15 protein-coding genes and 1 pseudogene are annotated in these 13840 nt (G+C 31.6%); 6 read left to right on the top strand and 10 right to left on the bottom strand.

Going from position 1 to position 13840, the window contains the following annotated elements:
- Positions 1 to 3: 3 nt before the first annotated feature.
- Together serC and AT682_RS01585 are read left to right on the top strand one after the other, a co-directional pair.
- Positions 4 to 1080: a phosphoserine transaminase gene (gene serC, locus AT682_RS01580; RefSeq protein WP_002883317.1), complete on the top strand. Its 1077-nt coding sequence runs from the start codon at positions 4 to 6 to the stop codon at positions 1078 to 1080.
- Positions 1077 to 1427 (top strand): RidA family protein, encoded by a 351-nt coding sequence (locus AT682_RS01585; protein ID WP_002883316.1) that lies wholly within the window; start codon positions 1077 to 1079, stop codon positions 1425 to 1427. Before serC ends, AT682_RS01585 begins: the two co-directional genes overlap by 4 nt.
- Here AT682_RS01585 and fabH read toward each other — a convergent pair.
- The 6 genes from fabH to fdxA all read right to left on the bottom strand — a co-directional run bounded on the left by fabH (position 1424) and on the right by fdxA (position 4718).
- Positions 1424 to 2398 carry a beta-ketoacyl-ACP synthase III gene (fabH, locus tag AT682_RS01590; RefSeq protein WP_002883315.1) on the bottom strand — a complete coding sequence of 325 codons (975 nt, stop codon included), beginning with the start codon at positions 2396 to 2398 and terminating at the stop codon, positions 1424 to 1426. The two genes, AT682_RS01585 and fabH, sit on opposite strands and share 4 nt — an antisense overlap.
- Positions 2391 to 3377 (bottom strand): phosphate acyltransferase PlsX, encoded by a 987-nt coding sequence (plsX, locus tag AT682_RS01595; RefSeq protein ID WP_002883314.1) that lies wholly within the window; start codon positions 3375 to 3377, stop codon positions 2391 to 2393. Before plsX ends, fabH begins: the two co-directional genes overlap by 8 nt.
- A 5-nt stretch (positions 3378 to 3382) precedes the next feature.
- Positions 3383 to 3529, bottom strand: coding sequence for a 50S ribosomal protein L32 (gene rpmF / locus AT682_RS01600; RefSeq protein WP_002862578.1), 147 nt, complete (start codon positions 3527 to 3529; stop codon positions 3383 to 3385).
- Positions 3530 to 3553: 24 nt separating this feature from the next.
- On the bottom strand, positions 3554 to 3907 hold the full coding sequence (locus AT682_RS01605) for a hypothetical protein (RefSeq protein WP_002883311.1): 354 nt from the start codon (positions 3905 to 3907) through the stop codon (positions 3554 to 3556).
- Positions 3908 to 4321, bottom strand: a complete 414-nt coding sequence (gene ndk, locus AT682_RS01610; protein WP_002883309.1) for a nucleoside-diphosphate kinase — start codon at positions 4319 to 4321, stop codon at positions 3908 to 3910.
- A 112-nt stretch (positions 4322 to 4433) separates the two neighbouring features.
- The gene (gene fdxA, locus AT682_RS01615) at positions 4434 to 4718 is read right to left on the bottom strand and encodes a DUF362 domain-containing protein (protein ID WP_002883308.1); all 285 of its coding nucleotides are present in this window, start codon (positions 4716 to 4718) and stop codon (positions 4434 to 4436) included.
- Between the two features lie 205 nt (positions 4719 to 4923).
- Here fdxA and ahpC point away from each other — a divergent pair, with 205 nt between their 5' ends.
- Together ahpC and flhB are read left to right on the top strand one after the other, a co-directional pair.
- Positions 4924 to 5520, top strand: a complete 597-nt coding sequence (ahpC, locus tag AT682_RS01620) for a peroxiredoxin (RefSeq protein ID WP_002854219.1) — start codon at positions 4924 to 4926, stop codon at positions 5518 to 5520.
- Positions 5521 to 5638: 118 nt separating this feature from the next.
- Positions 5639 to 6727, top strand: coding sequence for a flagellar biosynthesis protein FlhB (gene flhB / locus AT682_RS01625; protein WP_002857279.1), 1089 nt, complete (start codon positions 5639 to 5641; stop codon positions 6725 to 6727).
- Between the two features lie 5 nt (positions 6728 to 6732).
- Here flhB and motB read toward each other — a convergent pair whose 3' ends face one another.
- From motB to polA, 3 genes are read right to left on the bottom strand one after another with little or no spacing between them, the layout of a single operon-like run.
- Entirely contained in the window at positions 6733 to 7476 is a 744-nt protein-coding gene (gene motB, locus AT682_RS01630; protein WP_002883330.1) for a flagellar motor protein MotB, read from the bottom strand.
- Positions 7477 to 7478: 2 nt separating this feature from the next.
- Positions 7479 to 8255, bottom strand: coding sequence for a flagellar motor stator protein MotA (gene motA, locus AT682_RS01635; RefSeq protein ID WP_002858693.1), 777 nt, complete (start codon positions 8253 to 8255; stop codon positions 7479 to 7481).
- A 15-nt stretch (positions 8256 to 8270) separates the two neighbouring features.
- The gene (gene polA / locus AT682_RS01640; RefSeq protein ID WP_002883331.1) at positions 8271 to 10910 is read right to left on the bottom strand and encodes a DNA polymerase I; all 2640 of its coding nucleotides are present in this window, start codon (positions 10908 to 10910) and stop codon (positions 8271 to 8273) included.
- Between the two features lie 163 nt (positions 10911 to 11073).
- Between polA and AT682_RS01645 the strand changes: the two are divergent.
- Positions 11074 to 12436, top strand: a pseudogene (locus AT682_RS01645) (MFS transporter).
- Positions 12433 to 13440, top strand: coding sequence for a nucleoside hydrolase (locus AT682_RS01650; RefSeq protein ID WP_002883332.1), 1008 nt, complete (start codon positions 12433 to 12435; stop codon positions 13438 to 13440). Before AT682_RS01645 ends, AT682_RS01650 begins: the two are co-directional and overlap by 4 nt.
- Here AT682_RS01650 and AT682_RS01655 read toward each other — a convergent pair.
- Positions 13396 to 13839: a YqaA family protein gene (locus AT682_RS01655; RefSeq protein ID WP_002883333.1), complete on the bottom strand. Its 444-nt coding sequence runs from the start codon at positions 13837 to 13839 to the stop codon at positions 13396 to 13398. The genes AT682_RS01650 and AT682_RS01655 overlap by 45 nt on opposite strands.
- Position 13840: the final 1 nt, after the last annotated feature.

Consider the following 13840-nt stretch of genomic DNA (forward strand, 5'->3'; position numbering starts at 1 on the left):
ATTATGAGAAAAATCAATTTCAGTGCAGGGCCATCGACTTTACCTTTAGAAATTTTAGAGCAAGCTCAAAAAGAACTCTGTGATTATCAGGGTAGGGGTTATTCTATAATGGAAATTTCTCACCGCACAAAAGTATTTGAAGAAGTGCATTTTGAAGCACAAGAGAAAGCTAAAAAACTTTACGGGTTAAATGATGATTATGAAGTATTATTTTTACAAGGTGGAGCAAGTTTGCAATTTGCTATGATTCCTATGAATTTAGCTTTAAATGGGGTTTGTGAATATGCAAATACAGGAGTTTGGACAAAAAAAGCAATTAAAGAAGCACAAATTTTAGGTGTCAATGTTAAAACAGTAGCAAGTAGCGAGGAAAGTAATTTCGATCATATTCCTAGAGTGGAATTTAGTGATAAAGCTGATTATGCTTATATTTGTTCTAACAATACTATTTACGGCACTCAATATCAAAATTATCCTAAAACTAAAGCTCCTTTGATTGTAGATGCATCGAGTGATTTTTTTTCTAGAAAAGTAGATTTTTCAAATATCGCTCTTTTTTATGGCGGGGTGCAAAAAAATGCTGGAATTTCGGGTTTAAGTTGTATTTTTATCCGTAAAGATATGTTAGAAAGATCTAAAAATAAACAAATTTCTAGTATGTTAAATTATTTGACTCATGCTGAGAATCAGTCCTTGTTTAACACGCCTCCAACCTTTGCTATTTATATGTTTAATCTTGAAATGAATTGGCTTTTAAATCAAGGCGGACTTGATAAAGTACATGAGAAAAATTCTCAAAAAGCTGCTATGCTTTATGAATGTATTGATTTAAGTAATGGATTTTATAAAGGACATGCAGATAAAAAGGATAGATCTTTAATGAATGTGAGTTTTAATATTGCTAAAAATAAAGATTTAGAGCCTCTTTTTGTAAAGGAAGCCGAAGAAGCTGGAATGATAGGACTTAAAGGACATAGAATTTTAGGAGGAATTCGTGCAAGTATTTATAATGCGCTTAATTTGGATCAGGTAAAAACCTTGTGTGAATTTATGAAAGAATTTCAAGGAAAATATGCATGATAAAGCGTTTTGATGAGTGCGATAGAATGTCGCAAATTATTGTTTTTGATAAATATTTTAAGACTGCAGGACAAGTGGCTTTTGAACCTAGCGGAGATATTAAAAAACAAACTAAAGAAGCGCTTGCAGAACTTGATGCTTTGTTTGAAAAAATAGGCACAAACAAAGGAGATTTGATTCAAATTCAAATCTGGTTAGCTAATATGCAAGATTTTGATGCAATGAATGAAATTTATGATGCTTGGATTAAAAATTATCCTAAACATGTTAGAGCTTGTGTAGGAAGTGCTTTAGCAGAGGGTTATTTGGTGGAAATTCAAGCTTTTGGAAAGCTAAGAGAGAATTAAAAATTCTCTCCTCCAAATTTTAAAAGCGCAGATCCCCAAGTAAAACCACCGCCAAAAGCATCTAGTAAGATCAGATTTCCTTTTTTAAGTCGACCTTCTTCATAGGCATCATTCATTGCCATAGGTATAGAAGCAGCTGAAGTATTGCCATATTTTTGTACAGTGATTACACATTTTTCATCGCTTAGATTGAGTTTTTCTTGGACGGCTTTAATGATGCGTAGATTAGCTTGATGAGGAATAAAAAGATCAATTTCTTGTGCTAAAATGTTATTTTTAACTAAAATTTCTACAACATCATTGCTAAGCGTGTTTACTGCTATTTTAAAAACTTCATTGCCTTTCATTTGCATAGAAAGTGTTTGACATAGGCTTGATTTTTGCGATCTTTGAGTCATTAAAAGATCTCCATAATTACCATTGCTTGCAGTATGTACATCAAGGATATGATTTTCATTGTCAAAACTTACAACTCCAGCACCTGCACCATCTCCAAAGAGTATACAAATGCTTCTGTCATTGTAATCCATAATTGAACTTGTTTTTTCAGCTCCTATGATTAAAACATTTTTTTTCAAACCACTTTCTACTAAGGCTTTGGCTTGTTCAAGTAAATAGATAAAACCAGAACAAGCTGCTGAAATATCAAAAGCGCTAATATTTACAAGTCCTAAATTTGAAGCAATTTTACAAGCCGTTGAAGGCATAGTAAAATAATCAGGACTTAAAGTGGCTACAAGAATAGCATCAATATCTTCAGGTTTTAAATTTGCTCTTTCTATGGCTTTTAATGCAGCTTTTGTGCCCAAATCGCTAGTATTTTCATTTTCACTAGCAATGCGTCTTTCTTTAATACCTGTGCGTCTAGTGATCCATTCATCGGTGGTATCTACCATTTTTTCAAGATCAGCATTGCTTAAAATTTTTTCTGGAATATAAGAAGCTATACTTTTAAGACCGGCTTTAAGCATTGTATTTCCCAAGTTCATTTTCTATAAGTTCATTGATATGAGATTGGCTAAAATTTATAGCTTGAAAAATCGCATTTTTAATAGCTCTAGAATCGCTTTTTCCATGACTTATGATCACGCAGCCATTAACTCCAAGAAGGGGTGCTCCGCCATATTCTTGCCAATCTGTGTGTTTTTTTAATTTTTTAAAAGATGGCTTCATAAGTAAAGCACCTATTTTAGAAATAAAAGATTGCTTTACTTCGTTTTTTAGAAGCTGAAAAATAGCTGTTGCCACACCTTCACAAGCCTTTAAGATAACATTTCCATCAAAACCATCGCAGACTAAAACATCTATTTCACCATTGAAAATATCTCTACCTTCAGCATTACCTATAAAATTTGGAATTTTTTTCATAAGCTGATGACTTTCTTTGGTAAGTTCATTGCCTTTGCATTCTTCTTCACCATTAGAAAGTAAAGCAAGGCGTGGTTTTTGAATTTGCATAATTTCTCTAGCATAAACTTTACCCATTATGGCAAATTGAAATAAATTTTCAGCTTTACAATCTGTATTAGCTCCAACATCCAAAAGTAAAGTTTTGTTAACGATATTTGGCATTAAAGTGGCAATAGCAGGTCTTGAAATACCTTTAAGTCTTCCAAGTCTTAAGGTAGCCAAAGACATACTTGCTCCACTATGACCCGCTGAAACTACAGCATCTACTTTTTTTTCTTTTAATAAATTAATAGCTTTATATATGGTTGTTTCTTTATTTTTTAAAGCATCCGTGGCATTTTCATTCATCGAAAAAATTTCATTAGCTTCTTCGTATTGTATATATTGTTCTAATTTTTTTGGTATTAAAGGTTTTAGAATTTTAGAATTTCCCACTAAGATAGCGTTAAAAGGTTTTGCTTCTAGCGCCTTTAAAACGCCTTCTATAATGGGTTTTTCTCCAAAATCACCACCCATTGCATCGATGGCAATGTTAATCATTGATTTTAATATTCCTTAGTTGTTGGATTCGCACGGTGAGGCATTTTGTAGCTTCCATCTTTGTCTTTTACAGGCATAGGAAGACTAACTTTATAGTGAGTTCTGCGTTTAGCTGCACGAGTTTTACTTACTCTTCTCTTTGGTACTGCCATTTTTTCTCCTTTATAAAATTTTAATTAATTATTGCAATTTATGCAATAAAAATAATCACTCAAATAAGCTTCAAGCTCGCTGATAGCAACTTCTATTAAATCAATATGTCCATCGAAAAATTCTATAGTATTGCTCAATTCGTTTGCTTCATCTTTAAAAATACCATCACTTGCAAAAAGTTCTAAATTTTCTTTAATTTCAAGTTCCAACTCAGTTCCGCAACTATCACAAGGTTTATAGATAAAACCTTGCATAATAGCATTTATTTTAACAAGCTTAGGATTTATTTTTACTAAATTTCCCTCAAAAATCATATTTTCAAGATTAAGTTTAAAAGGATATTCCTTTGTATTAATCTTAGAAAAAAGGATTTTCATTTAGCAAATTTCATTTGGTTTAAAGAAAAATTCAATTTCTATTTTCGCATTTTCTAAGCTATCGCTTCCATGAACAGCATTAGCATCAATACTCTCAGCAAAATCAGCTCTAATTGTCCCTGCTTTAGCTTCTTTAGGATTTGTTGCCCCCATTAAATCTCTATTTTTCAATACAGCACCTTCCCCTTCTAGTACAGAAACAACAACAGGACCGCTAATCATAAATTCAACCAAATCTTTAAAAAAAGGTCTTTCTTTATGAATAGCATAAAAATTTTCAGCTTGTTCTTTACTAAGTTGAACTTTTTTCATTGCAGCGATTCTTAATCCATTGCTTTCAAAACGATCTAAAATTTTTCCTATAACACCTTTTTTAACAGCATCAGGTTTAATTATAGATAAAGTTTTTTCCATCTTTGTAATAACTCCTTATTTTAATAAAGCTTAAAATTATACTTAAATTTGTTTAAAGAAAGTTAAATTAAAAGAAAAAGCTAGGAATCTCTAGTTTTTTAATTTTTTAAAATTATGCAAAAACTGGAGTGTCCTCGTTTCTCATATCAGCACCAATATTATCACGACTTGGTTGTCCTGATTCTACAGCACTCCAAACTATACATCCATCTGTTGGGCAAGCACTGGCACAAGCTGGTTGATCATTATGTCCTACGCATTCAACGCATTTGTTTGCATAAACATAATATCTATCTTTACCTTCTGGATTGTTAGCATCATCAACGATAGCACCCACTGGACACTCATCAATACAAGAACCACAAGCAATACATGTATCTGTAATTTTTACAGCCATTTTTTCTCCTTTTTAATATTAAGATTTAAAAGATTTTAGCATAAAATTCTTAAATAAGGTAAATTTTGATAATCAAAAATTTACCTTATTTGATAATAATTATAACTTTCTTAAATTTTTAATATTATTTTAGATATTTAAAAAAAATTAAAGATTTAAACGATATAATTTTGTTATCAATAAAATTTATTATTTAGGAGAAAATATGATAGTTACTAAAAAAGCTTTAGATTTTACTGCTCCAGCGGTATTAGGAAACAATGAAATTGTTCAAGATTTTAATCTTTATAAAAACATAGGTCCAAAAGGAGCGGTAGTATTCTTTTATCCAAAAGATTTTACTTTTGTTTGTCCTTCAGAAATTATAGCTTTTGACAAAAGATATCAAGAATTTAAAAATCGTGGTATTGAAGTAATTGGAATTTCAGGAGATAATGAATTTTCACATTTTGCTTGGAAAAATACTCCAGTAAATCAAGGCGGTATTGGTCAGGTTAAATTTCCGCTTGTTGCTGACTTAACTAAGCAGATTGCTAGAAATTTTGATGTACTTTATGCAGAAGCAGTTGCCCTTCGTGGTTCGTTCTTGCTTGATGCTGATGGAACAGTTCGCCATGCTGTGGTTAATGATTTACCACTAGGTAGAAATATAGATGAAATGTTAAGAATGGTTGATACTATGCTTTTTACAAATGAGCATGGTGAAGTTTGTCCTGCAGGATGGAATAAGGGCGATGAAGGTATGAAAGCTAACCCTAAAGGCGTGGCTGAATATCTTGGCAAAAACGAAGCTAAACTTTAATTTCTTAGTATAAAGCCTCTTTACGAGGCTTTTTCTTCATTTTTATTCTTTAATTGAAATTCATAAATTTTCTACTATAATTTTACACACATATTAAAATTTTTACTTAGGCTAAAATATGGCAGGCGAAGATCAAGAAAAAACAGAAGAACCCACGTCCAAAAAGATAGAAGATGCACGTAAAGAAGGTAATGTTCCAAAGTCTCAAGATGCGGCAGCTATTGTAACTTTGATAATTGGAGTAACTATAACTTTATTTATGATGAGTTTTATGGGCGAGAGAATTGTAAATTTATATAGATACTATCAAAGTTTTATTGGTGTTGAATTTGATTTGCGTATTATTCAAGCCATTATGATTAAAAGCATTTTTGAGGTTTTAATTATTCTTGCGCCTATTGTTTTAAGTATTATGATTGCTGGGGTTTTGGGAAATATTATGCAATTTGGTTTTATTTTTACAACTAAACCTATTATGCCAAATTTAGGAAAAATCAATCCTCTAAAAGGTTTAAAAAACCTTTTTTCATTGAAAAAAATTGTTGAAAGTATAAAAATTATTTTAAAAGTGGGCATTGTTTTTACTATAGCTTTTATAGTTTTACTTAAATTTATGCAAGAGCTTCCAAGAGTTGAGCTTTATACTATGGTTGCACAGCTTACTTGGCTAAGAGACAGAGCTATTGTTTTAGCAGCTATTGTTATAGTTGCTTTTTTAATTATTGCTGTTTTAGATGTTTTTTTGGTGCGTTTTCAGTATTTTAAAGGTTTGCGTATGAGCAAACAAGAAATAAAAGATGAGTATAAACAAATGGAAGGAGATCCTCAGGTTAAAGGTAGAATTCGTAGACTTCAAATGGAAGCTGCGCGTCGTCGTATGGTTCAAGATGTTGCAGGTGCGGATGTGGTGATCACAAACCCAACGCATTATGCCGTAGCTATTCGTTATGATACAAGTAAAGAACAAGCTCCTAGGGTTGTTGCCAAAGGAGTGGATTTTCTCGCTCTTCGCATAAAACAAGTAGCCTATGAAAATAATGTTGTAGTTTATGAAAATCCTCCTTTAGCAAGAGAGCTTTATAAAGCTTGTGATGTTAATGATCTTATTCCTAGGGAAATGTTTAAAGCTGTAGCTGAGGTGCTAGGATTTGTTTATAATACAAATAATAAGAGTCGTTTAGCTGGTCAAGTAAAAAAAGGAAACTAAAACTTTTAAGGTGTTTTAGTTCCTATTTTGTTAATAAGCTCAAGAACCGATTTTTGAGTACTTGTATCTACTGTATCGACTTTAAAATATATTTCTACTCTATTATTTTCTAGAGCTTGTGGATTTCCATTGATGGGATTATTAAGCCCGTAGCTTTTAATGCTAATGTTTTTTAAATTTTCTCCACCTTCTATAAAATATTTTAATACATTTTCCGCTCTTTGGTAGGCGAGTTCATAACTTCTTATAATAGAGTCGCTATTGTCTGTATAGCCTCTAATTTCTATTTTTGCTTGAGGTGGCAAATATGTTGTTAGTTCAGCCGTACGTTTTAAATAATCTTGTATATCAGCTGAAACGATTTGAGCGCTACCTCTTTCAAATTCAACTTTAGATGGAAGGTTAAGAGCAACCTGATTGTCGCTTTGATCTAGAGCCGCTTGAAGACGTTTGATAGTTTCTTGCTGTGTCATAGTCATTTGTTTTAATGATTTGAGTTCATCACTTTCTTCTTTTGCTGCACCTTTGTACTTTTCTTGAGTTTTAGCTTCTTCTTTGACTGTTTGGGTAGAGGTGTAATCAAAAATTTTTACAAATTCTGTTTTTAATGCTTCTACTTTAGCTGGATTTGTTTTAGAAATTGCCCAAAGAGCAATAAAGAGTGCTAAAAGCAAACTTAGAAAGTCTGCATAAGGCACAGCCCATTTTTCACCTGCTGGACATTCTGGGCATTTATGTTTTTTAGCCATTTTTAACCTTTGTCAAATTGTGAAATTCTTGGATCATCGTGACTTAAGAAGTTAAAAAGTTTAGCTTCTAAATCTCTAGGATTAGCACCTTCTGCAATTCCTTTTATAGCTTCAGTAATAACAATTTGCTCTTTTACAAGATCCATTCCATTAGCTTTTAATTTTTTTCCCCAAGGAGCAAAAAGTGCATAAGCGCCAAAAATTCCCGTAACTGTAGCTGTGAAAGCACCTGAAATACCTGCTGCCATTGCTTGAGGATTGTCTAGTAATTTAAGAGCTAAAATAAGTCCAAAAACCGCTCCAACAAGCCCCATGGTAGGACAAGTCTCTCCAAATACTATCCAATATTCTGCACATTCTTTATAATGCTCTTCAAGTTGTTCAGTTTGTATTTCCATGCTTTCATGAATTTCTTCAAAGCTTTTACCATCTACAAGCATCATCATAGCATTTTTTAAAAATTCATTTTCAATCTCACTGGTTCTTGATTCTAACGCTAAAAGACCATCTCGTCTTGCAATAATAGCAAATTCTATTAACTGGGCTATCCTTTCGGGTAAATTTACTCCAGAACCTTTAAAAACAACTTTGAGTTCTTTGTAGGCTGCTTTTACAATTTTTTTATGCGTAGAAGTCATTGCGCAAAATGCAGCTGTTGGCATAACTATGAGAAAGGAAGAAAGATGCACAACATGTAAAGGATTACCACCTTCTAGTATATCTCCTACCGAAATACTAGTAACTGCAAGCACCATTCCTAATATGGTTGAAAGATCCATTAATTATCTCCTTGATTATTTTAAATCGCCCCAATTTTTGGCGATACTTGAACTTGTTTTTAATTTTACTTTTAATTTTACTATATTTTCCATAATATCTCTAGTTTTTTTTACAAAATTTTCACACAAATCGTCTTTTACTTCAAAAATTAATTCATCGTGAATTTGCAAAATAAGCTTTTTGTCTTCATTTAATTCTTTATTGATTTCTAGCATTGCAAGTTTGATTACATCTGCTGCTGAGCCTTGCAAGATTGAATTAATGCTTTCTCTTTCATACATGGCAATTTGCATAGGTTTTGCGTTTTCAAAATCAAAATAACGCTTGCGACCGCTTAAAGTAGTGATAAAACCATTTTGTTTAGCTTCGTTTTTAACTTTTTCAAAATATTTCTTAATGCTAGTAAAATTTTCAAAATATTTTTCTATGTAAGATTTGGCTAAATTAGCTTCTATTTTTAAATTTTGACTTAAGGTTTTATAACCCATACCATAAATAAGTCCAAAATTTATACTTTTTGCAACACTTCTGGTTTCATAATTGCTTTCACCAAAAATCATTATTGCTGTTCTTGCGTGTATATCTTCATCATTGGCAAAAGCATTTAAAAGTTTTTCATCTTCGCTAAAATGTGCAAGCATTCTCAGTTCGATTTGAGAATAATCAAGAGAGATAAAACTAAATCCATCTTTAGCTACAAAGCAAGATTTATAATCTTTTGCATATTGTCCGTGTGCAGGGATGTTTTGCAAATTTGGATCCTTAGATGAAAGACGTCCTGTAGCGGTTCCAGTTTGTAAAAAACTTGAATAAATGCGTGAATTTTTATCTTTTAACGCTAGTTTTAACAAAGGTTCGCAATAAGTGGAATAAAGTTTGGCAAGTTCTCTATAATCTAAAATTTTAGCAATTACAGGATGTTTATCTAAAAGTATATTTAAAACTTTTTCATCGGTAGAATATCCTGTTTTTCCTTTTTTTCCGCTTGGGAGTTTGAGTTTTTCAAAAAGTATATCACCCATTTGTTTAGGTGAATTTAGATTAAATCTATCCTCACAAAGAGTATAAATTTCTTCACTTAAATTTTTGATTTCATTTTCAAATTTTTTCATAAGGATTTCAAGTGCATTTGTATCAAGCTTTATGCCATTTTCTTCCATCATCATAATGATTTTAATGAAATCAAATTCACAGTTTTTAGCAAGTTCTAATAAAGGAGTTTCAAGATTTTTTAAAAAATAAAGATAAAATCTTAAAGTGATATAAGCATCTTCTGCAGCGTATTTACAAGCTTTTTCAAGTTCTACACTTGCAAAATTTTCTCCTTTTTTAACAAGGCTTTCAAAATGCAAGGTTTCGTAATTAAAAAGTCTTAAGGCTAAATCATCCATATTTACTCTTAAAGAAGGATTTTTAAGCCATGCTAAAATCATTGTATCTGCGTATTTTTGAGGTAAATTTAAGTCAAAATTGTTTTGAATGATTTTAAAATCATATTTGAGATTGTGCCCTATAACAAAATGATTAAAGATTACTTCTATAGCTTTTTTGGCACTTTGCAATGAGATTTGCTCACCTACTCCAAGATAATTATGAGTTAAAGGCACGTAAAAGGCTTCATTTTCATTCATGCAAAAACTAAAACCAACAATTTTTGCTTCTTTAGTATCAAGTCCTGTGGTTTCGGTATCAAAAGCAATAATACTTTCTTTATCAAGGGTATTTAAAATTTCAAAAAGTTTGTTTTCATCTTGTACTAAAGTGGCTTTAAAACCTAAATTTTTATCTTTATTATCAGGATTTTGACGCAGTTTTTTAAGCAAAGTATTAAGTTCGTAATGTTCTAAAATTTCAAGTATTTTTAAAAGAGGTTCTTCATCAGGATAAGTGGCTTTTTCTATGAGATTTTGTACTTCTAAATTGTCATACAAAGAAGCTAATTTTTTGCTTAAAAATGCATTTTCCTTACCCTCTAAAAGCAAGTTACGACTTCTTTCGTTACGTACTAGGGTTAAATTTTCATAAATTCCCTCTATGCTACCAAACTCATCAAGCAAGGTTTTAGCTCCTTTTGCACCTATACCTTTAACGCCTGGAATATTATCAGAACTATCCCCACAAAGAGCTAAAAAATCTCTGATTTGATTAGGTTTTACTCCGTATTTTCCTAAACACGCTGCTTCATCATAGTCGTTTTTAGAAATAGGACTGTAAATGCTTGTTTTACCATCTTTTATGAGTTGATAAAGATCTTTATCTTGAGTGATAATACGTACAAAAATATCTCTATTTTCACAAGTTTTTACAAAAGAAGCAATGATATCATCAGCTTCATAACCTTCCCTAGAAACGCTTATGAAACCCATTTTTTCTATCATCTTTATGCAAATTGGAATTTGTTCTAGAAGTTCAGGTGGCGGTGGAGTGCGATTTTGTTTATAGTTTGGATCAATTTCGCTACGAAAAGTTTTTCCTTTGGAATCTAATGCAAAAACAATATAATCACTTTTATATTCATTTTTTAAGCTATAAATAAAATTTGCAAAACCGCTAATCATTCCACTAGCTTGTCCTTGTGAATTTTTAAAACCTTTTAATGCGTAGTAAAGTCTGAAAAAAAATCCAAAAGTATCAATAATAGTTAAAGTTTTCATAATAATTTCTTCTTTTGATAAAATATATTTTTTGGTTATATTATTTCAAAATTTTGCTTAAAATGTCTCGAAATTTAAAGATATTTAAGCGAAAATACTTCAATTTTTAGTCATAATATCGAGTAGAGTAAAAATTTTATATGAATAATGTAAGGAAAATGTAATGACAAATCAGCAAATTGATGGAATTGCAGATAAGAATTTTAACACACCTGAAGGTAGAAAAGTTTTTAAAAAGGCAGTTTTTTCTTGCTGGTTGGGAACTGCTATGGAATATGCAGATTTTGCACTTTATGGTTTAGCAGCTGCAACAATTTTTTCAGAAGTATTTTTTCCTGAGCAAACTCCAGTAATTGCACTTTTGCTTAGTTTTGTAACTTATGGCATAGGTTTTATTGCAAGACCTATTGGGGCTTTGTTTTTTGGTCATTTAGGTGATAAACACGGAAGAAAAAATGTTATGATGGCTACAATAGCTTTAATGGGAATTTCAACTACTCTGATAGATTTTATCCCAAGTTATGCAGTGATTGGTGTTTGGGCGCCTATTTGTTTGGTTGCATTACGTTTTATGCAGGGTTTTGGCGCAGGAGCTGAACTTTCAGGTGGAACAGTTATGCTAGGAGAATATGCTCCTAGCAAGAGAAGAGGGCTTGTTTCTTCTGTGATTGCTTTAGGATCAAATAGTGGAACTTTGCTTGCGTCTTTTGTATGGCTTTTGATGGTACAAATGGATGAAGCAAGTTTTAAAGAATGGGGCTGGAGAGTTCCTTTTATGGGAAGTATTTTAATCGCTCTTTTTGCTGTATATATTCGTTTTCATGTCAAAGAAACCCCTGTTTTTGAAAAGCAAAAAAATGAAATGATGAAATTGCGTCTTAATAACGAAAAGCATATGAAAAAAGATGAAAGAAGTTTTTGGCAAAGAAGTCGTGCTTTTTGGACTATGGTGGGCTTAAGAATAGGCGAAAATGGACCTTCTTATCTTGCGCAAGGTTTTATTGTAGGTTATGTGACTAAAATTTTACTTTTAGACAAATCAGTAGCTACTACAGCAGTGATGATAGCTTCATTGGTGGGTTTTTTTGGTTATTCCTTTGGCGGGTTATTTAAGTGATAAATTTGGAAGATGTATTACTTATAGAATGTTTTGTTTGCTTTTAATGATTTATGCTTTTCCTGCTTTTATGCTTTTAGATAGTAAAAATGAAATTATTGTGATTTTAACTATTATTGTAGGTATGTCTTTAGCATCTTTAGGGATTTTTGGTGTGCAAGCGGCTTGGGGTGTGGAGCTTTTTGGGGTAAAAAACCGTTATACAAAAATGGCTTTTGCTAAGGAGCTAGGTTCTATTCTTTCAGGAGAAACAGCACTTATGGTGGCTTCTGCTTTACTTGCGTATTATGGCACTTGGTGGCCTATCGCGACATATTTTGTATTAACTGCAGGTATAGGTTTTGTGACTACATTTTTTGCGCCAGAAACTAGAGGTAGGGATTTAAATAAAATAGAAGATGCGATATGAGACTTATCTTAGACACGGACATAGGCAATGCTATTGCAGGAGCAAATACTGATGATGGTTTAGCACTTGCTTTGATTTTGTCATCTAAAGAAATCAAATTTGAAATGCTAAGCACAGTTTGCGGTAATGTTCCAAGCCTTGTTGCCTATAGTGTGGCTAAGGATTTATTTAAACGTTTAAATTTAAATATCCCCGTTTATTTGGGAGCGAATGAAGCCCTAAAAGAACCAAGTAAAGCTTGGCGTCAAAGACTTGATGAAAATGTCAAAAATTTTAAACTTGAATATCTTTGGGAAAATATAAAAAGTCCTGAAATTTTAGAAAATATAAATCCTGATGCGATTTTTAAAATGGGTGAGTTGGTGAGTAAAAATCCTAAAGAAATTTCTATTTGTGCGATAGGACCTTTGACAAATATCGCTATGGCTATGAAAATTTTTAAAGATTTTGATATAAATCTTAAAGAGCTTTTTATTATGGGAGGCAGTTTTGATATGCCTTATTACACTAAAGATACAAATTTTGGTTTTGATCCTGAGGCGGCTAGTATAGTGCTAAATTCAAGAGCTAAAATCACACTCGTGCCTTATAATGCAACCATGCAGACTTTATTAACACACGAAGATTTAAAAGAGTTGCAAGGTAAGAATATTTTATGTGACTTTATCGTTGAAACTTTAAGCGTTTGGATTGATTATGCCTCTAAAACACGTGGTGCAAAGGGAACTTGGATACATGATGCTTTAACGATAGCTTACGCATTAGATTTTAGTATTGCAGATTTTGATGAGTGTTATGCTGATGTTATTTGCGATAGTTCTTTGACAAGAGGTATGAGTTGGCGTTGTTTTAAAGAACCAAAAATGAGTATGGGGGTGGATTTAAGCACTAAAAATTGTGTTAAAATTTTAAAAAATGTAGACAATGCAAAGCTTTTAAAACTTATAAAAGAGAGGTTTTTAAAAGGAGTCTGCTATGAAAATTATGAAAGCATAACGACTTAATTTTCCAAGTAAGATAAAAAATATAGTTTTTAAAAAAGAATATTTCGCAAAACCAAGTCCCAAGGCAAAAAGATCTCCCACTAAAGGTAAAAAAGTAAAAAAAGCAAATATACTTCCAAATTTAGCAAAATTAGCATTGAAATTTTCTAATTTTTTTAAGGATTTGCTAAAGTATTTTTCTAAAATTTTTTCTTTTCCAAAATACGCTAAAGCATAAGTACTTAAACTTCCTAAGGTATTACCCAAAGTGGCTACGATAAGTACCAAATTTGGATTAAAATCAAGTTTTATAAAGCCTAAAACAAAGGCTTCGCTTGCTAAGGGTAATAGTGTGCTTGAAAGAAAACACACTATAAAAAGTCCTAAATAACTTATATCATTATATAAAAAATCAAACATA

This window comes from Campylobacter jejuni, assembly GCF_001457695.1.
GTDB classification, from domain to species: Bacteria; Campylobacterota; Campylobacteria; order Campylobacterales; family Campylobacteraceae; genus Campylobacter_D; species Campylobacter_D jejuni.